This is a genomic window from Microbulbifer hainanensis (genome assembly GCF_014904735.1).
In the GTDB taxonomy this organism is placed as follows: Bacteria; Pseudomonadota; Gammaproteobacteria; order Pseudomonadales; family Cellvibrionaceae; genus Microbulbifer; species Microbulbifer hainanensis.
The window spans coordinates 42,362-63,943 of the sequence record NZ_JACZCR010000010.1 but is presented as its reverse complement, the minus strand read 5'-3'; the positions used below and the strand labels follow the sequence as shown (position 1 = coordinate 63,943).

Here is a 21,582-nt window from a genome sequence, read left to right as displayed (position 1 = left end):
TTGCGAGCAGCGTAGGTGGGCGCGGAGTAGGGTGGTAGATCCATTACCGGCACTAGGACAGGGCCAATTCCCCCGGCGCCGCTCAGCGGCGGTACAACACAGGGACTATTGATCGATGAAATCCGTTTCGGGTATTCCTTTCAGTGCCGTTGTTTTCGATAGCCACAGTGAAACACCGCGGTATCGGCAGCTGTACGCGTTTATCCGCGATCTGGTCCTGAACGGCACCCTGCCCGCGGGCGTGCGCCTGCCGTCGTCGCGGGAACTTGCAGCGGAGCTCGCGGTGTCGCGCAACACGGTGATCGCGGCCTACGAGATGTTGGTGGACGAGCAGTTTGCCGAGTCCGCAGTGGGGCGCGGCACCGTCGTGCGCAATACGGCAATGGGCGCGCGCGCGATTCGCAATAGTGCTGCGCCGCGGGTGGAGACGGCAGTCGCCGCAGAAGCGGAAACGCCGCTACGCATGGGTTTCGCGCTGCCGGATGCGGAGCATTTTCCGTCCCCCGATTGGCTGCGGGTACTGCGCGCCGCCGTGCGGCAGGCGCAGCCGGCCAACCGGCGCCCGCCGCTGGCGGGCGATCTGCAGCTGCGCAAATTGGTCAGCGCCTACCTGGGGGCCTATCGCGGTGTGCGCTGTAGTGCGAAGCAGGTGCTGATCACCAGCGGTGGCCAGCAGGGGCTCTACCTGGCGGCCGCGGTGTTGCGTCAGCTGAGTGCACAGATTTATGTGGAGGATCCCGGATACCTGGGCGCGCGACAGGCCTTCACCGCGTGCGGATTCCGGCTGCTGCCGCTGCCGGTGGATGAAAATGGTATCCGGTTTGCCGACGCGCTGGCTGCGCCGGAAGGCGACACCCGCGCCGTGTACCTGACGCCGTCGCACCAGTTTCCGCTGGGTGTGGCGCTCAGCCTCGAGCGGCGGCTGGAAATTCTCGATTGGGCGGTGGAGCGGAACGGCTGGATTATTGAGGACGACTACGATGCGGAATATCGCTACCGCGGCGAACCACTCACGGCACTGGCCGGTCTGGACCGCGCCCAGCGGGTGATTTACGTGGGCACGTTTTCCAAGGTGCTGTCGCCGGAGTTGTGCGTCGGTTACGCCGTGGTGCCGGAGTCTCTGCTGCCGCAGTTCCGCGCCGCCAAAGCCTACTGCAGTGGCGCCGGTGCGGGGCTGGTACAGCGCGCGATTGCTGATTTTATTCGCGGTGGCTATTTCCTGGCGCACCTGCGCCACATGCGCGAACTCTATCGCGACAAGCGCGACCGCTTCCTGCGGGCGCTGCAACGGCGCTCACTGCCGGTGACGGTAAGCACACCGCCGCACGGCATGCATATAACGCTGAAGCTGGAAAACCACTACTGCGATCGGGAAGTGGCGCGACAGATGGTCGCGCGCGGATTTGAAGCGCTGGCGTTAAGCAAGCACTACCTGGAGGAATCCTCCACCGAGCAGGGGCTGGTGGTGGGCTTTACCAACGCCAGCGATGAAGATTTTGCCGACTTCGCCGACACTCTGGGGGACATTCTTCAGCACTCGTTAGCAGCCTGTGGCAGCAGTTCCTCCTAATTTTTTTCGACTACCGGCGTTCTGCTCTCGAGGTTCTGCTCGGGGTTCTGTTAGACACGCAGCTCCTGGCGCAGAAACTCGACAAACTTGCGGACCCGGATCGGTCGGGGGCCGCTGCCCGGGTAGACGGCGCTCAGCGGCGCCGGGCTGCCCTGCCAGTCGCCAAACGCCGGCTCCAATTTCCCGGCGGCGATGTCGCTGCGCACGTCCAGCTCGCTTTTGTAGGCGAGGCCAGCGCCGTCCAGGATCCAATCGCGCACTATGGCGCCGTCATTGCACACCCGGTCGCCGTTGACTTCTACCACCACCGATTCGCCGCGGCGCTGGAAGGGCCAGCGGCGGTAGGCGATGCCGCGATTCAGGTAGACCAGGCAGTTGTGTTGCGCGAGATCCCGCGGGTGCCGGGGGCGGCCGCAGCGGGCGAAGTAGTCCGGGGAGCCCACCACCAGGCGGCGGTTGTTGATCAGTCGCCGGGCCACCAGCGCGGAATCCGGTAGCTCGCCGTAGCGCAGCGCCAGGTCCAGTGGTTCCGAGACCAGGTCGCGCAGGGAGTCCCCGGCGAAGAGCGTAAAGTGCACCTGCGGGTGATCGGCCTGGAAGGCATCCATCAGTGGGCGCAACCACTGCCGGGCGAAGTCTACCGGCGCCGTCAGGCGAATCTCGCCGATGATCTCCGCGCAGTCATTGTGGATGGCGTGTTGTGCCTCATCCAGCAGCTGTAATGCCTGTTTCACCCGTTCGTGAAACAGCAGTCCCTCCGGTGTCAGGCGCAGGCTGCGTGTATTGCGCTCCACCAGCCGCACCCGCAGCTCTTCTTCCAGTCTTTTCAGGCCGGCGCTGGCGACGGCCGGGGTGCGTTCCAGCTGTCGCGCGGCGGCGCTCAATGAACCCAGGCGCGCGGCTTCCACGAAGAGTTGCAGATCGTTGAGATTGGGCATTTTCAAATAATTTTTGAAGGTGTTTTATCGGTTACCTGAATTATCAACGGGCAGGCGCGGCGCCACAATAGCGACCATTGCCGCCCGGCCCAGCTTACGCTTGGCAAATTGTGCCGGAGCGGGCGGCGGGTGGGGCCCGGCTCCAACTGTGCAACTGGCGAAATTCAGGAGATAGCCATGCAGATTGATCTTTCCGGTAAAAACGCCGTGATCAGCGGTTCGACCAAAGGTATCGGTTTTGCGATCGCCCGCGGACTGGCGGGGTGCGGTGCCACCGTGGTCATCAATGGCCGCAGCCAGGCCGCCGTAGACGAGGGGCTGGATACATTGCGCGCGGCCTTTCCCGGCGCAGAGGTGCGCGGTGTGGCTGAGGATCTCGGTACCGCGGAAGGCTGTGCGGCGCTGATCGCCGCTGAGCCGGAGGCGGATATCCTGGTCAACAATCTGGGCATTTTCGGTCCGCAGGATTTTTTCGAAATTCCGGATGCGGAGTGGACGCGATTCTATGAGGTGAACGTGTTGTCCGGGGTGAGATTGTCGCGCGCCTATCTGCCGGGGATGCTGGCAAAAAACTGGGGGCGGATCATTTTCCTGTCCTCGGAATCCGCGCTCAATATTCCCGCCGACATGATCCACTACGGCATGACCAAGACGGCGAACCTCGCGATTTCCCGCGGTCTGGCCAAGCGGGCGAGCGGGACCGGAGTGACTGTAAACGCCGTGTTGCCGGGACCGACCCTGTCGGAAGGGGTGGAAGAAATGCTGCGCGAGGAGGTGGAAGCGTCCGGTCTTTCGCTGGAGGCGGCGGGCACAGCCTTCGTGCAGGAGAACCGCCCCAGCTCGATCATCCAGCGCCCCGCCACCGTGGAGGAGGTTGCGCACATGGTGGTCTATGTGGCCTCCCCCCTGGCTTCAGCCACGACCGGTGCGGCGCTGCGGGTGGATGGCGGTGTGGTGGATAGCCTGTAAAAAACAGTAGGACTTTAGTCGAGTGCAGCGGAGCTGCACATCAGGAGATTTTTCATGGAAACAATAATGAGCTTTTCCAGCGTTGGCTGGCACCCGGCGCGGCAGTTTTTGCTGGCCTTGTTGATCGCGCTGTCACCGCTGGCCGCCGCCGATACAGCGGTGACCGGCAATCACTGGGTGGCGACCTGGACCGCGAGCCCGCAGCCGCGCTGGAACGGTGACTTCGCACTGCCGACCAAAACCCCTTTTCACTTCTGGGACCAGACACTGCGGCAGGTGGTGCGGGTGAGTGTTGGCGGCAAGCAGGTGCGCGTGGAGTTGTCGAATAAATACGGCAGCCATCCGCTGTATATCGGGGCCGCACACTTGGCACTGGCTGGCGACGGCGCGCAGACACTGGCGGGATCGGACCAACAGCTGACGTTTTCCGGTGAAAAATCGCCGCGTATCGCCGCCGGGGCAACTCTGCTCAGCGATCCCGTTGTGCTTCCGGTTGAGGCGCTGCAGCGGCTATCGGTCAGTTTGTATCTACCGGAGCCGACGCCACCGGAAACCTTTCACTGGGATGGCCGCCAGACCGCCTATATCGCGGCCGGCAATCAGGTGAAGGCGCCGGACCTGAAAGTGCAGTCGACTACCGATACGCGGGTATTCCTGAGCGGTGTTCTGGTGAATACCGCGGCGCCCGGCAAGGTTGTGGTGGCGTTCGGTGACTCGATTACCGATGGCAACGGTGCCACGCTGGATGCCGATCACCGCTGGCCGGATTATCTCGCCGCGCGGCTGGCGCCGCAGAATATCGCGGTAGTGAATGCGGGGATTTCCGGCGCGCGCCTGCTCGATAACGGCATGGGGGAAAATGCGCTGGCGCGGTTCCAGCGCGATGTTCTCGCACAGCCGGGTGTCGAGAGCGCAATTGTGCTGATGGGAATCAATGACATCGGCTGGCCCGGCTCCGCACTGGCGCCGCAAAAATCACTGCCGACAGCGCAACAGCTGATCGCGCTCTATCGCCAGTTGATTGCGCGTGCGCACCTGCACGGCGTACGTATCCTGGGAGCCACCCTGACGCCATTTGCCGGCGCCTTGCAGGAATCCCCCGTGCACGGCTATTACAGCGCAGACAAGGAAAAACTGCGACAGCAGGTCAATCGCTGGATACGCGAGAGCGGTGAATTTGACGCGGTAGTGGATTTCGATCAGGTGGTACGCGATCCGCAGCAGCCGCGGCGTATACGCGCCGAGTACGATTCCGGCGACCACCTGCACCCGGGCGACGCGGGCAACCGCGCCATGGCCGATGCGATTGCCATTGATGCGTTGATCGCGCGTTAGCTCCGTATTTATTAACCCGGCAATTAACTATTGCCGGGTTAATTAGAGTAGACCGCGCTCGGAAAAAACCTCCTGCGCTGCAAAGGCGCCGTTCAGCGCGGCGGGAAAGCCGGCGTAGACTGCCATCTGGATAATGACCTCGATCACTTCTTCCGGCGAACAGCCGACGTTCAGTGCGCCGTGAATATGCACCTTGAGTTGCGGCGCCGCATTGCCCATTGCGGTCAGCGCCGCAACCGTAGCGATTTCCCGCGACTTCAGGTCCAGTGCCGGGCGGCTGTAGATATCCCCGAACGGGAATTCGATCGTAAAGCGGGCCAGGTCCGGGGCAATTTCGCGCAGGGATTCGATGACCTTCTCCCCGGCTTCGCCGTCGATCTCCCGCAGTTTTTCCCAGCCGCGCTGGAAGCGTTCGCTCTGAATTTCGCTCATTGGTTGTTCCCCCTGCATGATTGATATGTCGTCGGGGAACAGGTTAGCCGTTGGAGTCGACTCTAAGTCAAGCGGGTTGGGGCAGACGGGGGCAGGACAGTCGGCCGCGTTTGACGGCGCTGCGGTACAGGGCAATCTTGTCGTTCAGCTTGTCGAGGTGTTGCTGTTGCTGCGCGATGGATTCCCGCAGGTGGTTGGCGTGGTCTTCGAGCAGTTGCTGGCGCTCGGCAAGCGTGTTGTCACCGGCTTCGCGCAGGTCGGCGTAGTGGTGGATCTGTTCCAGCGGCATGCCGGTGTCTTTCAGGCGCTGTACAAACTCGATCCAGCGCAGGTCGGCTTCGGAGAAGTTCCGGTGCCCATTGGGCAGGCGCTGCACGCGGCGCAGCAGGCCGATTTTCTCGTAGTAACGCAGGGTGTGTGCGCTGATACCGGTGCGTGCGGAAAATGCCTGGATATTCATTGGATGCTTCCGGAGTTTTCCCGAGCATACGGCAATAAAAAAGCCGGCGCGAGGCCGGCAACAAGCTTAAGCTCAGGAAGAGAGAGCAGAAAGAAAAGGCGAAGCGCCCCGGCTGACGAATGGCGGTTCTGGGCCGGGGCGCCTCTTAAACTGAAACTGACTGAATGCTCCGGTTTAATTCTTGGTGATGCGCAGGACGCGGGCGCCGGCGACCGGCAACTTGATCTTGTCTGCGGCTACTTCACCTGGGAACAGCGACGGCGTAATGTCTTCTGCCTCGGCAAATTCCGCGGGCAGTGCAAACGTTTCTTCGCCGGATCCCATATTCAATACCACCAGTAACTGTTCGCTGGCCCCGCGGCGATAAAACGCCAGCAGGTCGTTTCCGGTTTCCAGCACTTCCTGTTGCGCGCTGGCGATTTCCGCAGACAGGCCCTTGTGCCAATCGATCAGCGCGCGGAACTGGTTCAGCGTGGAGTGCGGGTTGTCCTGCTGCACGCTGACGGCCTTGGAATGATGTTCCTGCGGTACCGGCAGCCAGGGTTTGACCTTGGAGAAGCCAGCGTTGATCTCACCGCTGTTGAACCAGGGCATCGGCGTACGGCAGCCGTCGCGGCCCTTGAATTCCGGCCACAGGTTGATGCCGTAGGGATCCTGCAGATCTTCGAAAGCGATATCCGCTTCTTCCAGTCCCAGTTCCTCACCCTGGTACAGGCAGACGCTGCCGCGCAGGGTGAGCTGCATCAGTACGAACAGCGGTGCGCGGGCGAGCGCCTGTTCGCGATTGAATTCCGCGTTCCAGCGGGTCAGTGAACGCGGCACGTCGTGGTTGGCGATGGACCAGCAGGGCCAGCCGTTCTCGATCACTTCGCGGTTTCTTTCCAGCGTGTTGCGCAGGAATTCCGCGCTGTGGTCACTGGCGAGCAGATCGAAGGAGTAGGCCATGTTGAGGCGCTTTTCCGTCGTGTACTCGGCCATGATCTTGTGAGTGTTGTCGTCGCCCACTTCACCCATGGTGATGGTGTTCGGGTACTCGTCCATCAGCTCGCGTACGCGCTGCAGGAATACCAGGTTTTCCGGCTGTGACTTGTCGTGAATATGCCACTGGTAGTGATAGGTGTTGACCGGCGGTTGGCCGTTTTCATCCAGTTCCAGTGGGCGCGGCGGATTGTCCTGCAGCGACCGGTCGTGGAACGCGTGGTTGATGGCGTCCAGGCGGAAGCCGTCCACACCGCGGTCGAGCCAGAATTTCAGATCCGCCAGCAGTTGCTCCTGGACTTCCGGGTTGTGCAGGTTCAGATCCGGCTGTTCCTTCAGGAAGTTGGTCAGGTAGTACTGGCGACGGCGGGTGCACCAGCGCCAGGCGCTGCCACCGAAATTGGACATCCAGTTGTTGGGGGCGCTGCCGTCGGGCTTCGGATCGGCCCACACGTACCAGTCGGCCTTGGGGTTGTCGCGGTTGGCGCGGCTCTCCTCGAACCAGGGGTGCTGGTCGGAGGTGTGGCTCAGGATCTGGTCGATGATCACCTTCAGGCAGCGCGCGTGGGCGGCTTCGATCAGGTCATCGAAATCCTGCAGGTTGCCGAAGATCGGATCCACGTCGCGGTAGTCGGATACGTCGTAACCGAAATCCACCATCGGCGACTTGAAGAAGGGCGAAATCCAGATGGCGTCCACGCCGAGGGACTGTACATAGTCGAGCTTCTGGGTGATACCGGGCAGGTCGCCGATGCCGTCGCCGTTGGCGTCGCAGAAGCTGCGGGGGTAGATCTGGTAGATAACGCTGTTGCGCCACCACTCCCCTTTGTTGTCGCTGATGGAGTTACCACTCATAACTACAGTCCATTGGATTGTCGCTTATTAGGATAGGGTGCAGTATGGCGGCGCGGAGCGGGGGTTTCCTCCTCCCCGATGAGGGGGGAGGGGGAGGATAAGGGTCGGGGATTAGCCGTTTACCCGCGGAAGCAGCCGTGCCGCTCCCGGGGGAAACCGGTCAGTCGGGCTGGTCCTGCACTGAGCGCAGCATCTGCTCGGCGAGTGCGATGGCCTCCTGGCGATCCTTGACGTCCAGTTTCTGGTAAAGACTGCGGATATGGGTCTTGATGGTGCTGGGCGCGACCTTGAAATGCCGCGCGATGCGCTCGTTGGACAGTCCCGAGTGAATCGCGTTGAGTACCTGCCACTCCCGCGGGGTCAGCGGTGAATGACGCAGGAAATCCGGCACCGCGTCGCTGTCGAGAATTTCGCGGATAATCGTCTCGTCCAGCTCGATGCGGATACCGCCGTCCAGTTCCGGCTGCTGCTGGGCGAGCCGGATCAGTTCCTGCGCCTTGTCGCGCTCGGCGTCGCTGAGTTCTGTTTCCAGCGCCGCTTTCAAGATCACGATCAACGGCTTGCCCACTTGCAGGAAGCTCGCGGAGAAATCCCGCTCCACCGAGATGCTGAGGGCCTCGCGGATGGCGTTGATGGCGCCGCCGCGCTGCTCGCGCAGCCACAGCAGGCGGGATTCCAGCACCAGGTTGCGCAGGCAGTCGGTCACCAGACCGCATTCCCGCGCCACCTGCTGCAGGCGGCTGAGCAGGCGATTGGCATCGGACCAGCGGTGCAGTTCGATCATCGCGCGGACGTGGTTGCGGCCGTGGCACTGTTCGAAATGGTTGCTCGGCCGGTCGGCCACCGGCTGCGCCTGTTCGAGCCAGGCGGCGATGGCGACCTGGTCGCCCAGCGCGCGCCAGACGCGGATGCGCACGGCATCGGCATTGGCTATCCAGTCGCGATGATAGCGCTCGCCGGCCATCAGGCGGCTGATCCGCGCCAGCCACTCCTGGGATTCTTCTTTTTCTCCACGGGCCTGGGCGACCTTCAATAGCAGCGTGTACTCCGGTAGCAGCCAGCGCTCGCCCACTTTGCGGTTGATCTGCATGCCGCGGCGGGCGGAACGCGCGGCGCCTTCCAGGTCGCCCTGTTCCCACTGCAGCTGTCCGCGCAGGCGGCAGATGAATTCGGAAATCGGCAGGCCGTACAGGTGGTGTTCCTGCACCATGCGGAAGGCGCGCTCCTGCAGCGCGGCGGCCTTTTTCATCAGCCCCTGGGCGATGGCGATTTCTGTCTGCTGGCAGATGGCCCAGGTGGCGCTGGGGTAGTCCTGCTCGGCGATGGCCAGGGCCTCCACTTCCTGCATGTGTGCCTTGGCCTCTTCAAGTTCGCCGAGGCAGAAGCTGGTCTCGCCGGTCACCAGTAGGGCCGCGGTGCGGTCGCCGCGCTGGTCGTTGCGCAGCAGTGTAAGTGCTTCCTCGGCGTACTCCTTGGCCAGCAGAGTCTGTCCACGGGCCACGGCGGCCTGGGCGCGGGCGGCGGCAAAGGCGCCCTCGTAGTCCCGCCACTGGGCTGGATCCTCGCGCTGCAGCCAGCTCTCGGCGGCTGCGAGATACTTCTCGCACTGGTCGTGTTCGTAATTTTCCTGTGCCAGCTTGGCGGCGATCAGCGCGAAGCGCGCGTTGCGCTGCAGCTCTTCCTCGCCGAGCCAGTTGAGGCTGTCCTTGAGCAGGCGGCTCTGGCCCTCCCGCAGCAGTTGTTCACCCTGGCCGGCCAGCAGTTGCTGGACCCGTTTGCTGTCGCGGGCCTCGAGCGCGTGGCGCAGGGCCTCGACCGGCTGGCCCATGGCCAGCCAGGTATCGCTGGCGGTCTCATGCAGCTGGTGCAGGCGCGAGGTGTCGGTAAGCTGGCGCTGCAGGAAGCGCGCAAACACCGGGTGATAGCGGAACCACTGGCGGCTGGAATCCTGTGCCTGCAGGAAAAGTCCGCGGCGCGCCGTCTGCTCCAGCAACTGCTGGCCGTCGCTGAGGCCGCTGAGCTGTTCCGCCAGCTGGGCGTTGACCCGGGTCAGGATGGAGGTGCTGGCGAGCAGCTCGCGCAACTGCGGCTCCAGCCGCTCCAGCACTTCCTCCGCGAGATAATCGAGAATATGGCTGTGGCCCTGTTCCAGTTCGGCGAAGTAGCGGTCCACTTCCTCGCGATCGCGCACAGACAGGGTGAATAGCTGCACCGCCGGTGGCCAGCCTTCGCTGAGCTGGTGCAGCTGGTCCACGCGGTCGCTGTCCAGCGGGAAGGGGAGGCGCTGCTTGAGCAGTTCGGCGATTTCATCGGTGGTCAGTGCCAGCTCCGCGCTGCCCAGTTCCAGCAGGCGCCCGGCCACCCGCAGCGAGGCGAGGCCGAGGGGCGGCTGGCTGCGACTGGTCAGCACTATGCCAATACCCGCAGGGGCGTGGCGCAGCAGGAAGCGGGTGGCGTCGTGGACGGCGCTGTTGTCGATCTGGTGGTAGTCATCGAGGACGATGCGCAGTTCGCTCGGCAGACCGCGCAGTTCCGCCAGCATCTGGCTGATGATCAGTGCGGCGTCCGGGCGCTGCTGGGCAGCAAGCAGTTTGTGGGTCTCCGGCACGCCGTTGCCGGTGGCCCGGTGCACACTCTCTACCAGATAGCGGCAGAACTGGCCCGGATCGTTGTCGCTGGCGTCGAGGGAAAACCAGGCCACCGGGGTGTCCAGGGTCAGGGCCCAGGAAGAGATCAGGGTGGTCTTGCCGTAACCCGCCGGCGCAGTGACCAGCAGCAGCTGGTCGCTGTGGCTCTCGTCGAGCAGCGACAGCAGTCGCGGCCGCGCCAGGGTGTGCTCGGGGCAGTCCGGCAGGCTGTATTTTGAAGTCAGTAGCATCGCTGGGTGCGCAGTCGTCTTGGTGTGTGTTTTTTATACAGACGTAATTATGCACTATAAGGGTGGCATGGCGACAGCATCGTGACCTCCCCCGGTGGTGGGGGCGTAGCCGCCCCCGGAGGGGGCTTCCTTTGCAAAATGGCGGGTAAATGGTACTTTCGGGGGTTTCAGTGATGCCCATGAACAAAAATGACCGCTAAGAGCGCTAAGCTCTGGTCGCAACAGAATAAATAGGGGCGAATATGGCCGATTTAGTACTTCTCGCAGCACCGGGTATGGGGGCGGTGGACGAGTGTTTCGCCGATCCGTTATTTGATGCGCTTCGCGCCGCTCTGGGGGACGACAGTTCGCGGGTGTACTGCGATACGATCCTCTGCCAGGGCCACCTGCAGACCAATATCGAGCGGGTGTTTGAAGGCATGCAGAAGCGCGACATGGATTTTCTGCGCGCGCGCAAATTCATGCTCTACGGCATGGCCGAAAGCGCCGCCCAGTTAAACGACTTGCAGCAGCGCGGCGGCAATTACGAAAAAACCCAGCAGGCGATCTACAACACGCTCGAGCGGGCGGCCGCGGCCGCCGGCGATAACGCGCCAGTGATCCTGCTCAGCCACTCGGTGGGCTGCCCGATCCTCTCCAATTACCTGTGGGATGCGCAGCGCCCCAGTATCAACCACGGTATCTGGCGCGACGGCGGCCCCCGTGGCGTACACAAGGGTTCGGCCCGCGACCTGTTCCTGCGCCTGAAGACCATGAGCCACTGGTACACCCTTGGGGCGACCAATCCGCTGTGGACGGCGGCGCTGCCGCGGGACCAGATTCAGGCGGTGACCGCGGATACCCGCGGCTACAACTTCCGCTGGAAGAATTTCTATCACCCGGACGACCTGTTCGGCTGGCCGCTCAAGCCCCTGAGTCCGTCCTACAACCAGTCGGTATACCGCGACTACGAAACCAGCCCGCTGGCGGACTGGGGCAGGGCCCACTGGGGGCCGCAGCTGGTGTCCCACAACGGTTACTGGGATTGCGAGCTGGTGCAGCAGCAGCTGCTGGAAGATGTGCGCGAATTGCTGAAAAAGTCCCGCGCACGCCCCGCCGCAACACCGGTGAGAACTCGCGCGGCGGTCACGGTATAATCCCGCCCACATTTTCCAGAAGTCGGTGGTAGCGCCTATGTCCCTGCAGTTTCACTCGGTGCCGGTTACGCCTTTCCAGCAGAACTGTACCCTCCTGTGGTGCGACGACAGCAAGCGCGCCGCCGTGGTGGATCCGGGCGGCGATATCGAACGCATCCTCGCTGCGGTGGAAGAGCGGGGGCTCAAGCTGGAGAAAATCCTGCTGACCCACGGACACCTGGACCACGTCGGCGGTACCGCGGCACTGTCGAAGCAGCTGGAACTGCCGATTGAGGGGCCGCACAAAGAAGACGATTTCTGGATCGAGCAGCTGCCGGTGCAGACGCAGATGTTCGGTTTTCCGCCGGTGGAGAGCTTTACTCCCGACCGCTGGCTGCAGCAGGGCGATACCGTGACCGTCGGTGAGGAAACGCTGGAGGTCTACCACTGCCCCGGCCACACCCCCGGACACGTGATTTTCTTCCACCGGCCGAGCAAACTGGCGCTGGTGGGCGATGTCCTGTTTGCCGGGTCCATCGGCCGCACGGATTTCCCCAAGGGCGATCACGACACCCTGATTCGCTCGATCACCGAGCGGCTCTGGCCCCTCGGTGACGATGTGCGTTTTATTCCTGGCCACGGCCCGATGTCCACCTTCGGTCAGGAGCGCCAGACCAACCCGTTTGTGGCCGACAAACGCTTCGGCTAGCGGCTGCGGCCAGCGCGAAAACAAAAAGATAAGCGAGACACACTGCCATGCAAACCCTCAAACGCCTGCGCCTGTTGCTGTTTATCCTGCCCGCACTGCTCGCTGGCTGCGCGGTGATCTCTGAAGATGAGTGTCGCGCGGGCAACTGGTATGAGCGCGGTATCGAGGATGGCGCGCGCGGGCGCGACCAGACGCTGGTTTACCAGATAGCGCAAAAGTGCCAGGAGTACGGTGTGCGCACCGACAGTGAAGCCTGGCTGCGCGGCCACGAGGAGGGGGTGGAGCAGTTCTGCACACCGGAAAACGGCTATCGCCACGGCCGCCAGGGGCGGCGCTACCAGGGCGTCTGTACCGGCCCCACGGCGGACCTGTTCCTGAACGCCTACCGGCAGGGTCTCGCCGACCACCAGGTGGAACAGTATTACCGCCAGCTGGCGGCGCGCCAGGACTGGGTGGAGCGGGAGCTCTACGCCGTCAACGTGGCCATGACCAGGACCCAGGACCAGGGCGCGTTGAGTAGCCTGGCGATGCGCCGCAGTTCACTGCGGCTCGAACTGCAGCGCCTGGATATGGCCATGTTCCGCTTCGGGATTTTCGGTGGTTTCGGTGCCTTTGACCGTTTCGACCGCTTTGACCGCATCGGTACCTTCTCGGCTTTCAACAGCCTCGGCCTCGATTTCATGTATTGACCCGCGCCGGATTCGCGCGCAATTACCCGGAAGACTCGCTATGGCCATCTGGCACCATACCCCCACGCTCGAACAGCTCAACGAGGGCGGCGCCGGCTGTATGCCCGGCTACATCGGTATGAAGATTACCGAGATCGGCGACGACCACCTGACAGGAACCCTGCCGGTGGACGAGCGCACCCGCCAGCCGTTCGGCATCCTGCACGGAGGCGCCAGCGTCGTGCTGGCCGAAACACTCGGCTCCATCGCCGCCAACCTGGTGGTGGACCCGGACAAGTTTTACTGCGTGGGCCAGGAGATCAACGCCAATCACCTGCGCCCGGTGCCGGAAGGGGAGGTGACCGGCGTCGCCAAGCCGATTCATATCGGCCGCACCAGCCAGGTTTGGGAAATTCGCATCAGCGATCCGCGTGGCAAGCTGAACTGCATCTCCCGCATCACCATGGCTGTCGTTTCCCACGGCGGCCAATGAACGCGGCAGAACACCACGTCTACGAGGATGTCCGCTACCGCCTGGTGCGTTCGCGCCGGCGCAAACGGCTGGGACTGGTCATGGCGGAATCCGGCGTCGAGGTGCGTATTCCGCAGCGCTGCGCCGCGCGTCTCGGCCACCAGTTCCTGCAGGAGAATATCCAATGGGTACGCACCCAGCTGCTGGCCGCCAACGAGCGCGCCGCGCAGGTGCCGCAGTACCGTTTCGACTTTGGTGAATGCTTTCCGTGGCTCGGCCGGTCGCTGCCACTGCGGCGTGCCCTGCGCCCGGCGGACGCGGGTATCTACGCGGACGGTATTGCCCTGTATACCCGCTACCGTGCGCCGACCGAGGCGCAGTTGCAGACGGCACTGCAGCGACTTTACCAGCGCGAGGCCCTGCGGCTGCTGACGGAAAAATCCGCGCACTGCGCCGGGCAGCTCGGGCTGCGCTTTTCCTCGGTGCGCGTGCGCCGCACCCGCAGCAAATGGGGGCATTGCACCCTGCGCGGCGAGCTGCAATACAACTGGCTGGTGTGCCTGGCGCCCGAAGCGGTGGCCGATTACCTGGTAACCCACGAGGTGTGCCACCTGCAGCACCACAACCACAGTCGCGATTTCTGGCAGCTGGTGGAGTCGGTCTGCCCGCGCTATAAAATCCTGCGCCGCTGGTTGCGGGACAACGGCCACCGCCTCACCCTGTAAGCAGTGCCTTACTGACCGATTTACCCTTTTTACGGCATCGCGCCCGGTTTGACGATTCATGGCAAAAAAGCCCCGATTCTTTTCCCCGCAAAAAAAGCCCGCGCGGCCACTGCCCGCACAGGCGGAAGCGACGATCGAAAAATTCAGCCACGACATGCGCGGCATTGCCCGGGTCGGCGGCAAGACGGTATTTGTCGACAATGCGCTGCCGGGCGAGAACGTCCGTTTCCGCTACACCGAGCGGCGCGCAAAATTTGACGAGGGCGCGGCGACGGAAATTCTGCGCCCAGCTGGTGAGCGCTGTGAGCCCCGCTGTCCCCATGTGGCACTCTGCGGCGGCTGCTCGCTGCAGCACCTGGCGCCGGCGGCGCAGATTGCGGAAAAACAGCAGATACTGGTGGACCAGTTGGCGCGATTCGGCGAGATCGAAGTACCGGAAGTGCTACCGCCACTGGTTGCCGAACCCTTCGGCTACCGGCGCAAGGCGCGCATCGGTATCCGCTGGCTGAAAAAGCGCAGCGGCAAAAATCCGCCGGGGTTGCTGTTCGGTTTTCGCGAAAAGCGTTCCAACGACCTGACCGATATCGGCGAGTGCCACGTATTGCACCTGCAGGTGGCGGAGCAGATACCACGCCTTAAACAGCTGGTGACAGACTCCGATGGCCGCGCCAATTTTTCCCAGCTCGAAGTGGCGGTCGGCGAAGACCACGCAGCCGTGGTCCTGCGGCACCTGAAGCCGCTGACCGACGCCGACCGTGGGCGCTGGCAGGGCTTCGCCGCCGATACCGGGATTCACCTGTACCTGCAGCCGGGCGACGCGGGTACCGCGCATCGCGTCTGGCCCGGCGAGGGCGGCGAAGAGCGACTGCACTACGCGCTGCCGGAATTCGACCTGACCCTGGCTTTCCATCCGCTCGACTTCATCCAGGTCAATTTCGCTATCAACCGGCAGATGGTGGGCCGCGCGGTGGCGCTGCTGGACCCGCAGCCCGGCGAGCGGGTGCTGGACCTCTTCTGCGGCCTGGGTAACTTCACATTGCCGCTGGCGCTCCGCGCCGGCGCGGTGGTGGGGGTGGAGGGCGAGGGCGCCCTGACCGAACGCGCCGAGGAAAATGCCGCGCGCAACGGGCTGGATAATGTGGAATTTCACGCCGCAGACCTGACGCGGGATATTGCCGCGCAGCCCTGGGCCAGGGGCGGTTTCGACCGGATATTGCTGGATCCGCCGCGCAATGGAGCGCTGGAAGTGGTGCGCCAGCTGGCGCGTTTTGGCGCAAAAAGAATCGTCTACGTATCGTGCAATCCGGCGACACTGGCGCGGGATGCCGGCGAGCTGGCGGCACTCGGCTACCAGCTGGCGAGTGCCGGTGTCATGGATATGTTTCCACATACCAGCCACGTTGAATCCATGGCGGTCTTTAATCGCGTCTCTTGAGGAACCCGGCTGCGACATATTCGTGTGCCACAGGTAACTACGCCGGACAATACCCGTCGGGTTAAGTGAGGTGGAGCACAGAGTCCGGACTTTGGCGCCCGGTCGTTGGTGCCTCCGGGAATCTGGCGTAAACTGCATTGAAATTCCCGAGGCACCGGTCATGCAAGTCGAACCCCTTAGTGACGATTTCGAAGATAACTGCGCGCGTTTCCTGCCGGAGAGTGCCGAGCAGGGCTGCGTCTGGGCACTGGAGGGGGACGGGGGCTTTGCCCTGTGCGAATCGGAAAAATACCCGCAGACCGAAGTGATGCCCTTCTGGTCACAGCGCGAATTTGCCGAAATTCACGCCGATGGCGACTGGGCCGACTACAAGGTGGTGCCGGTCGACCTGGAAGAGTTTATGGACGATTGGCTGACCGGCATGCACGAGGATGTCCTGCTGGTGGGTATCAACTGGAATGACGAGCTGGAAGGTATCGAGCTGGAACCGCTGGATCTGCTGGAGCAATTGGAGCACGAGCTCCAATAACCCGTCGCGCTGAATTGCGTGCGTGCCAGTGCGCCGGCTTTCTTTAGCGACCACATCGGTACCCTGGTGCCAGCTCTGGGATAAAACGATAAAAACAGGAGTCTCAGGATGGGACAGTTTTTGGGGCTACGTACCGTGATCTACGGTGTCGCCGACATTGCCGCGGCCAAGGCCTGGTATACACAATTGCTGGAGCAACCGCCCTATTTCGACGAGGAATATTACGTGGGCTTCAACGTTGGCGGTTTTGAGCTGGGGCTGAATCCGGATGCGCGCAGTGTCATCAGTCGCGCCGACGGAGTTGTGGCCTACTGGGGCGTGGAAAATATGGCTGAACAGGTGGAGCGCCTCAATGCCATGGGCGCGCGCCAGCACAGCGAGGCCACCGATGTCGGCGACGGCATATTGGTGGCGACTTTCCTCGATCCCGACGGCAATGTATTCGGCCTGATAGAAAATCCGCACTTCGGCGCCTCTCAATAGGCCTTAGGAGCAGTTCCCGTGAGCAAACCGCCGGTCTCGAGATTCCGTCCCTCCGATCACGCTTTCGCCGCCGAGAGCCTCGCACAGATCGGGCGCGGCTATGTGGTGCCGGACCGGGTGGCACTGATTACCGGTTGCTCCAGCGGCATCGGTCGCGAGCTGGCGCTGGCGCTGCACCGCCGCGGCACCATCGTCATTGCCACTGCGCGGCGCCCGGAGAGCCTGCAGGAACTGGCGGACCTGGGCATCGCCACCGAGGCGCTGGATGTAAATTCCCAGGCCGATATCAACCGCGTCGTGCACGCACTCAAGGCCGCCTACGGCCGGTTGGATATCCTGATCAACAACGCTGGCTACGGCCAGATGGGCCCGCTGTTGGAGTTGGATACCCGCGCGCTGGAGAATCAGTTTCGCACCAATGTATTCGCCCCCATGGCGCTGGCGCGGGCCTGCGTTCCGCTGATGAAAGCCGAGGGGCGCGGACTGATCTGTAATATCGGCTCTGTCTCGGGCGTAATGCCGACGCCATTTTCCGGTGCCTATTGCGCCTCCAAATCGGCGCTGCACACCCTGTCGGACGTGCTGCGGCTGGAGTTGAAACCCTTCGGTATTCGCGTGATGACGGTGCAGCCGGGCGCCATTGCCTCCGAGTTCGGCCGCCACGCGGAAGTGTCCCTGCGCGGCCTGCTGGCGCCGGACTCCTGGTACAAGCGCCAGGAGGATGCAGTGCGCGCGCGGGCGCTGGAGTCCCAGCAGAATGCGACCCTCGCCAGTAACCTGGCGCGCAAGCTGGTGAAGGAGCTGCTGCGCAAGCGGCCCGCTGCAATCGTGCGCCTCGGCAACAAGAGCCGGCTGCTGCCGTGGATGGCCCGCTGGCTGCCGCGGCGCTTTCGCGACTGGATACTGGCGCGGCGCTTTCGACTGCGCCGGGTGCAGCTCAAGTCCTGATGCTCGCCAGGGGGAGCGATCACTCGTTTCCCCTTCCTCAACGGAAATTGCAAATCGCAGCGCCGCAGTCTGAAGACGATGGCGCCGAGTAACTCGCCGGCGTCGTTCAGGTCGACGGGTTCTTCTGCTCCGACAGCCACTCGGCAACTTCCGCGTGACTGCCGCGAAATACGACTTCGCCTTCCCGCTTTTCCATCAGGTAGTCGTAGGTGCCGTCGTAGTATTCCGTGAGCAGTGCCATGACCAGTGGAATATAGGCGTCGGCGCTGCCGGATTGCGCGAGTTCGCGGTTGGCAGTCTGCAGCTGCTCGTCCAGTTCCCGATAGCGCAGCCCACCCAGGCGTTTCTGGATCCTGCCGAGATTGTTGCGCAGCTCTTCTCCGAGTCCCTCCGCCGGAGAGGTTTCGGCATCTCCAAAACGCGCCAGTGCATCTGCCACATAGTCGCGCACGATGCGGCGGGCACGGGCTTCTACCGATTCTTCCACCATTACCCGGGGGCTGGCTGTGATGGCCTGCTGCAACACCGGCGGCAGGGCACAGCGGCCGATCAGGCGGCTCTCGTCCTCGACGAACACAGGGCCCGGATGCTGTGCCAGTTTCAGCAGCTCGATGCTGACGCGGTTCTCGAAGTCGATCTGTGCCGGCTGCGGCTGGCCGGTGCGGCCGAAACTGGAGCCCCGGTGACGGGCAATGCCTTCCAGGTCGATGGCGCGGGCGGCGCAGTGCAGGAGCTCGGTCTTGCCGCTGCCGGTGTGGCCGGCGATGACGACGAGCGGCAACTGCCGGCAGTGGGTATCCAGTTCCTCGAGCAGAAAATTGCGCATTGCCTTGTAGCCGCCTTCGACCAGCGGGTAGTCGATTCCCTCCGCGTGCAACATCTGTTGCGCCGTGCGCGAGCGCAGGCCGCCACGAAAACAGTAGAGGTAGCCGTCGGGGTGGCGCTGTACGAAGTCCTTCCAGGCCGCCAGGCGCTGGGCGCGCACGTCTGCGGTGGCCAGTTTCCAGCCGAGCTCGATCGCAGCCTGCTGGCCCGAGCGCTTGTATTCCTTGCCCACCAGTTCGCGCTGGCGGTCGTCCAGAAGTGGCAGGTTCTCGGTGTGCGGAAAAGCGCCGCGGTTGTATTCCACCGGCGCGCGCATATCCATCATCGGCGTATCTGTGAGAAACAGTCTTCGGTAGTCGGCGGTGTTCTGGCGCAAATTCTATCTCCCCAATTTTCCCCGCCAGTGTAACCTGAATGTGACAGAAATGGATTTACCGCACTTTTATGCCGGCGGGGGACGCAGGCTTTCATGACCGTTGATCAGTGGATCATTCTCTCCATTCTTGCCGCCACCATCGCGCTGTTTATCTGGGGGCCCTGGCGTCACGATATTGTCGCACTGGCCTCGCTGCTGGCCTGCGTATTTACCGGGCTGATCGAACCGCGAGATGCATTCAGCGGCTTTGGCCATCCGGCGGTAGTGACCGTTGCCTGCGTGCTGATGCTCAGTCGTGGCATGCAGAGCACCGGCGCAATGGACGCGCTGGCGCAGCGGGTGATCTCCAAGGGCGCCAATACAACCCTCGCGATCTTTTCCCTGACCGGGCTGGGGGCACTGATGTCCGGGTTCATGAACAACGTCGGCGCCATGGCCCTGTTGATGCCGGTGGCCACGGATATCGCCGACAAACACCAGCTGCCACCGGGCAAGGTACTGATGCCGCTGTCCTTCGGCACCATTCTCGGCGGGATGACCACGCTGATCGGAACGCCGCCAAACCTGATCGTATCCAGTTTCCGCGCCAGTGCCGGCGCGGGCAGTTACGGCATGTTCGATTTTACCCCGGTCGGGTTGGCAGTGGCTTTGGTAGGGGTGTTGTTCGTGGCACTGATCGGCTGGCGGTTGGTGCCAGAGCGGACCCAGGCCGGTGCGGCGGCCTTCGATACCGGCACTTATCTGACTGAGGCGCGGGTGACAGAGAAGAGTGGTGTTGCAGGCAAGACTGTGCGTGAAATCGCGCAGATGCTCGAGGACGAGGAGGCGCAGGTGGTCGGTGTGGTCCACAACGACACACGCGTCTCCCCGGCGACACCCTGGCAGCGGGTGCGGCCCTCGGACATCCTGGTGATCGAGGCCGAGCCGGAAGCTCTGTCTTCCGCGATATCGACCCTGGGGCTGAAGCTGGCGGCGGATGCGCCAGAGGAAGAAAAGGAAAAAACAGAAAGCGAGAGTGAGACAAAGCCGGCTGAACACGAACAGAGTGAACAGAAGCGCGAGCGCCATGCTGAAGAGAGCAGGCGTCAGAGTGTAAAAAAAGATGCCAGAGTGAAGCGCAACGGCGACACCGGTAAAGAATCTGCGCAGGACAGTGACGCCACAGAGGGTGGATCCCGTCGGAGTAGTGATAAAGAAGACGCCGGGACTCAGGACAAGGATGGGGGCAAAGAGAAAGAAAAGGAAAAGGAAAAGGAAAAGGAAAAGGAAAAGGAAAAACCCGCCCGTGAGCGCGCCGAAGTCCAGTTGCGGGAACTGGTGGTAATGCCGGATTCCGGCCTGGTCGGGCGCACTGCGCAATTCCTGCGCCTGCCGGCCCGCTACGAAATCAGCCTGTTGGCACTATCCCGGCAGGGGCGGCGCTCAGTGCGACGCCTGCGTTCGACCCCCCTGCTGGCCGGCGACGCGCTGCTGATGATGGGTAGCGACGAAAACCTTGCCAACTTCGCCCTCGAGCAGGGTTGCGTGCCGCTGGCGCAGCGGGATATCACTATCCCCAACAAGGAAAAGGCGGTGGTGGCCCTGGTTGCCATGGCACTGGCGGTGGCCGGCGCCGCTTTCGGCCTGCTGCCAGCGGCCATCTCCTTTGCCACCTGCGTGCTGGCTTTTATGGTGCTGAAGGTGGTGCCACTGCGCAATATATACGAGGCGATCGACGGTTCCGTGGTGGTGCTGCTGGGCGCATTGATCTCTGTGGCCCAGGTCATGGAAACCACCGGTGCCGCGGATGTGGTGGCCCAGGGCATGCTGAACCACCTTGCGCAGGACGACCCGGTCTTTGCACTGGTGCTATTGCTGATTGTCACCATGACCCTGTCGGATTTCATGAACAACGCCGCCACGGCGGCAGTGATGTGTTCCATCGCCCTCAGTGCCGCGGCGCAGTTGAATGTTAACCCGGACAGTTTCCTGATGGCGGTAGCGATCGGCGCGTCCTGTGCCTTCCTGACACCGGTAGGGCATCAGAACAACACGCTGATCCTGGGGCCGGGTGGCTTCCGGTTCGGCGATTACTGGCGCATGGGACTGCCGATGGAAATTCTGGTGGTACTGGTCGCGATACCGATGCTGCTGTGGGTCTGGCCGCTCTAGGCGCGGCCCAAATCGGATATCGTCAGGCGATGGAATCATCCACTGGCTGCGCCAGCTCGGCCAGATACTTGCCACAAAAGCGCAGGACATCGGTCACGGTGGTGATGCCGGCGAGCTCGCCCTCGCGCATGACGAGTACCGAACCGATGCCGGTATCAGCCATGGCCAGCAGGATCTTATCCAGCGGATCATGGATATCGGCGATATAGGGGCGGCGCGCGCAGAGGTCGTGAACATACAGCTGCTGCTCCTCCAGGCGGTGACCGGGTGCGTTGGCGCGTTCGATATCTCCCCGGGATATCACGGTCTCGAGATCGCCGTCACGGGTGACCGGTAAATGGTGCACCGCGTGTTCCTCCATCAGTTCCAGCGCCTCCTCGACTGTGGCGTTGATATCGATATGGTAGGGGAAGGGCGTCATTACCGCCGCGAGGGAGGGCATATGGTGAATATCGCGCGATTTGGACATGGTGTTCGAACCAACCATTGACGATAGGGCTCCTGTAGCATAGGCCAGCTGTCGCTTATCACCAAACCGGGACAAATATAATGTGAATAATCCAGCGGCAATTGCACGGCCTGCTATAAATAAATAGCGGTTGATATTTGCCGGCGAAGGCTTATTATTCGCCGTCCCAGCCGATTAGCTGAAATACCCTGTCAGAAATGCGGGTATTTCGGATTTGGATAATCCGGAATCACATGTTTGCCGTATAGCAACCGGGAATAAC

General features: G+C 62.8%; 20 protein-coding genes. 13 read left to right on the top strand and 7 right to left on the bottom strand.

Features of this window, described 5'->3' with window-relative positions; genetic code table 11:
- Positions 1-115 precede the first annotated feature (115 nt).
- Positions 116-1,570 (top strand): MocR-like pyridoxine biosynthesis transcription factor PdxR, encoded by a 1,455-nt coding sequence (pdxR, locus tag IG168_RS03820; protein WP_193161888.1) that lies wholly within the window; start codon positions 116-118, stop codon positions 1,568-1,570.
- A 50-nt stretch (positions 1,571-1,620) separates the two neighbouring features.
- On the opposite strand, the gene IG168_RS03815 is transcribed toward pdxR, so the two are convergent.
- Entirely contained in the window at positions 1,621-2,508 is an 888-nt protein-coding gene (locus tag IG168_RS03815; protein ID WP_193161885.1) for a LysR family transcriptional regulator, read from the bottom strand.
- 177 nt (positions 2,509-2,685) lie between these two features.
- Here IG168_RS03815 and IG168_RS03810 point away from each other — a divergent pair, with 177 nt between their 5' ends.
- The gene (locus IG168_RS03810) at positions 2,686-3,477 is read left to right on the top strand and encodes an SDR family NAD(P)-dependent oxidoreductase (RefSeq protein ID WP_193161883.1); all 792 of its coding nucleotides are present in this window, start codon (positions 2,686-2,688) and stop codon (positions 3,475-3,477) included.
- Between the two features lie 54 nt (positions 3,478-3,531).
- Positions 3,532-4,812, top strand: coding sequence for an SGNH/GDSL hydrolase family protein (locus tag IG168_RS03805; protein ID WP_226876506.1), 1,281 nt, complete (start codon positions 3,532-3,534; stop codon positions 4,810-4,812).
- Positions 4,813-4,854: 42 nt separating this feature from the next.
- On the opposite strand, the gene IG168_RS03800 is transcribed toward IG168_RS03805, so the two are convergent.
- The 4 genes from IG168_RS03800 to malT form a co-directional block, all read right to left on the bottom strand.
- The gene (locus IG168_RS03800; protein ID WP_226876505.1) at positions 4,855-5,244 is read right to left on the bottom strand and encodes a carboxymuconolactone decarboxylase family protein; all 390 of its coding nucleotides are present in this window, start codon (positions 5,242-5,244) and stop codon (positions 4,855-4,857) included.
- Positions 5,245-5,311: 67 nt separating this feature from the next.
- A complete protein-coding gene (locus IG168_RS03795) occupies positions 5,312-5,704 on the bottom strand; it encodes a MerR family transcriptional regulator (RefSeq protein ID WP_193161878.1) in 393 nt (130 codons plus the stop codon).
- A gap of 174 nt (positions 5,705-5,878) precedes the next feature.
- Positions 5,879-7,537, bottom strand: coding sequence for an alpha-amylase family glycosyl hydrolase (locus IG168_RS03790; protein ID WP_193161876.1), 1,659 nt, complete (start codon positions 7,535-7,537; stop codon positions 5,879-5,881).
- 160 nt (positions 7,538-7,697) lie between these two features.
- Positions 7,698-10,415 (bottom strand): HTH-type transcriptional regulator MalT, encoded by a 2,718-nt coding sequence (malT, locus tag IG168_RS03785; RefSeq protein WP_193161874.1) that lies wholly within the window; start codon positions 10,413-10,415, stop codon positions 7,698-7,700.
- Positions 10,416-10,657: 242 nt separating this feature from the next.
- Between malT and IG168_RS03780 the strand changes: the two genes are divergently transcribed.
- The 9 genes from IG168_RS03780 (at position 10,658) to IG168_RS03740 (ending at position 17,499) form a co-directional block, all read left to right on the top strand.
- The gene (locus tag IG168_RS03780) at positions 10,658-11,551 is read left to right on the top strand and encodes a hypothetical protein (RefSeq protein ID WP_193161873.1); all 894 of its coding nucleotides are present in this window, start codon (positions 10,658-10,660) and stop codon (positions 11,549-11,551) included.
- A 37-nt stretch (positions 11,552-11,588) separates the two neighbouring features.
- Positions 11,589-12,239 (top strand): MBL fold metallo-hydrolase, encoded by a 651-nt coding sequence (locus IG168_RS03775; protein ID WP_319024654.1) that lies wholly within the window; start codon positions 11,589-11,591, stop codon positions 12,237-12,239.
- Positions 12,240-12,286: 47 nt separating this feature from the next.
- Positions 12,287-12,928 carry a DUF2799 domain-containing protein gene (locus tag IG168_RS03770; protein ID WP_193161871.1) on the top strand — a complete coding sequence of 214 codons (642 nt, stop codon included), beginning with the start codon at positions 12,287-12,289 and terminating at the stop codon, positions 12,926-12,928.
- A 40-nt stretch (positions 12,929-12,968) separates the two neighbouring features.
- Entirely contained in the window at positions 12,969-13,400 is a 432-nt protein-coding gene (locus tag IG168_RS03765; protein WP_193161869.1) for a hotdog fold thioesterase, read from the top strand.
- The gene (locus IG168_RS03760; protein WP_193161867.1) at positions 13,397-14,104 is read left to right on the top strand and encodes a M48 family metallopeptidase; all 708 of its coding nucleotides are present in this window, start codon (positions 13,397-13,399) and stop codon (positions 14,102-14,104) included. Before IG168_RS03765 ends, IG168_RS03760 begins: the two co-directional genes overlap by 4 nt.
- A gap of 58 nt (positions 14,105-14,162) precedes the next feature.
- The gene (gene rlmD / locus IG168_RS03755) at positions 14,163-15,539 is read left to right on the top strand and encodes a 23S rRNA (uracil(1939)-C(5))-methyltransferase RlmD (protein WP_193161865.1); all 1,377 of its coding nucleotides are present in this window, start codon (positions 14,163-14,165) and stop codon (positions 15,537-15,539) included.
- 160 nt (positions 15,540-15,699) lie between these two features.
- Positions 15,700-16,068 (top strand): DUF2750 domain-containing protein, encoded by a 369-nt coding sequence (locus IG168_RS03750; RefSeq protein ID WP_193161855.1) that lies wholly within the window; start codon positions 15,700-15,702, stop codon positions 16,066-16,068.
- Between the two features lie 108 nt (positions 16,069-16,176).
- Positions 16,177-16,551: a VOC family protein gene (locus IG168_RS03745; protein WP_193161853.1), complete on the top strand. Its 375-nt coding sequence runs from the start codon at positions 16,177-16,179 to the stop codon at positions 16,549-16,551.
- A gap of 18 nt (positions 16,552-16,569) precedes the next feature.
- Positions 16,570-17,499: an SDR family oxidoreductase gene (locus tag IG168_RS03740; RefSeq protein WP_193161851.1), complete on the top strand. Its 930-nt coding sequence runs from the start codon at positions 16,570-16,572 to the stop codon at positions 17,497-17,499.
- A 106-nt stretch (positions 17,500-17,605) separates the two neighbouring features.
- On the opposite strand, the gene mnmH is transcribed toward IG168_RS03740, so the two are convergent.
- Complete coding sequence (mnmH, locus tag IG168_RS03735; protein ID WP_193161849.1) at positions 17,606-18,700, bottom strand: tRNA 2-selenouridine(34) synthase MnmH; 1,095 nt, start codon at positions 18,698-18,700, stop codon at positions 17,606-17,608.
- A gap of 93 nt (positions 18,701-18,793) precedes the next feature.
- Between mnmH and IG168_RS03730 the strand changes: the two genes are divergently transcribed.
- Entirely contained in the window at positions 18,794-20,851 is a 2,058-nt protein-coding gene (locus IG168_RS03730; RefSeq protein WP_193161847.1) for an SLC13 family permease, read from the top strand.
- 22 nt (positions 20,852-20,873) lie between these two features.
- Here IG168_RS03730 and IG168_RS03725 read toward each other — a convergent pair whose 3' ends face one another.
- Positions 20,874-21,320 carry a CBS domain-containing protein gene (locus IG168_RS03725; protein ID WP_226876504.1) on the bottom strand — a complete coding sequence of 149 codons (447 nt, stop codon included), beginning with the start codon at positions 21,318-21,320 and terminating at the stop codon, positions 20,874-20,876.
- Between the last annotated feature and the right edge of the window lie 262 nt (positions 21,321-21,582).

Coding starts and splice junctions, on each gene's coding strand:
- pdxR (WP_193161888.1), top strand. CDS start 116: ATGAAATCCGTTTCGGGTATTCCTTTCAGTGCCGTTGTTTTCGATAGC.
- IG168_RS03815 (WP_193161885.1), bottom strand. CDS start 2,508: ATGCCCAATCTCAACGATCTGCAACTCTTCGTGGAAGCCGCGCGCCTG.
- IG168_RS03810 (WP_193161883.1), top strand. CDS start 2,686: ATGCAGATTGATCTTTCCGGTAAAAACGCCGTGATCAGCGGTTCGACC.
- IG168_RS03805 (WP_226876506.1), top strand. CDS start 3,532: ATGGAAACAATAATGAGCTTTTCCAGCGTTGGCTGGCACCCGGCGCGG.
- IG168_RS03800 (WP_226876505.1), bottom strand. CDS start 5,244: ATGAGCGAAATTCAGAGCGAACGCTTCCAGCGCGGCTGGGAAAAACTG.
- IG168_RS03795 (WP_193161878.1), bottom strand. CDS start 5,704: ATGAATATCCAGGCATTTTCCGCACGCACCGGTATCAGCGCACACACC.
- IG168_RS03790 (WP_193161876.1), bottom strand. CDS start 7,537: ATGAGTGGTAACTCCATCAGCGACAACAAAGGGGAGTGGTGGCGCAAC.
- malT (WP_193161874.1), bottom strand. CDS start 10,415: ATGCTACTGACTTCAAAATACAGCCTGCCGGACTGCCCCGAGCACACC.
- IG168_RS03780 (WP_193161873.1), top strand. CDS start 10,658: ATGGCCGATTTAGTACTTCTCGCAGCACCGGGTATGGGGGCGGTGGAC.
- IG168_RS03775 (WP_319024654.1), top strand. CDS start 11,589: ATGTCCCTGCAGTTTCACTCGGTGCCGGTTACGCCTTTCCAGCAGAAC.
- IG168_RS03770 (WP_193161871.1), top strand. CDS start 12,287: ATGCAAACCCTCAAACGCCTGCGCCTGTTGCTGTTTATCCTGCCCGCA.
- IG168_RS03765 (WP_193161869.1), top strand. CDS start 12,969: ATGGCCATCTGGCACCATACCCCCACGCTCGAACAGCTCAACGAGGGC.
- IG168_RS03760 (WP_193161867.1), top strand. CDS start 13,397: ATGAACGCGGCAGAACACCACGTCTACGAGGATGTCCGCTACCGCCTG.
- rlmD (WP_193161865.1), top strand. CDS start 14,163: ATGGCAAAAAAGCCCCGATTCTTTTCCCCGCAAAAAAAGCCCGCGCGG.
- IG168_RS03750 (WP_193161855.1), top strand. CDS start 15,700: ATGCAAGTCGAACCCCTTAGTGACGATTTCGAAGATAACTGCGCGCGT.
- IG168_RS03745 (WP_193161853.1), top strand. CDS start 16,177: ATGGGACAGTTTTTGGGGCTACGTACCGTGATCTACGGTGTCGCCGAC.
- IG168_RS03730 (WP_193161847.1), top strand. CDS start 18,794: ATGACCGTTGATCAGTGGATCATTCTCTCCATTCTTGCCGCCACCATC.
- IG168_RS03725 (WP_226876504.1), bottom strand. CDS start 21,320: ATGTCCAAATCGCGCGATATTCACCATATGCCCTCCCTCGCGGCGGTA.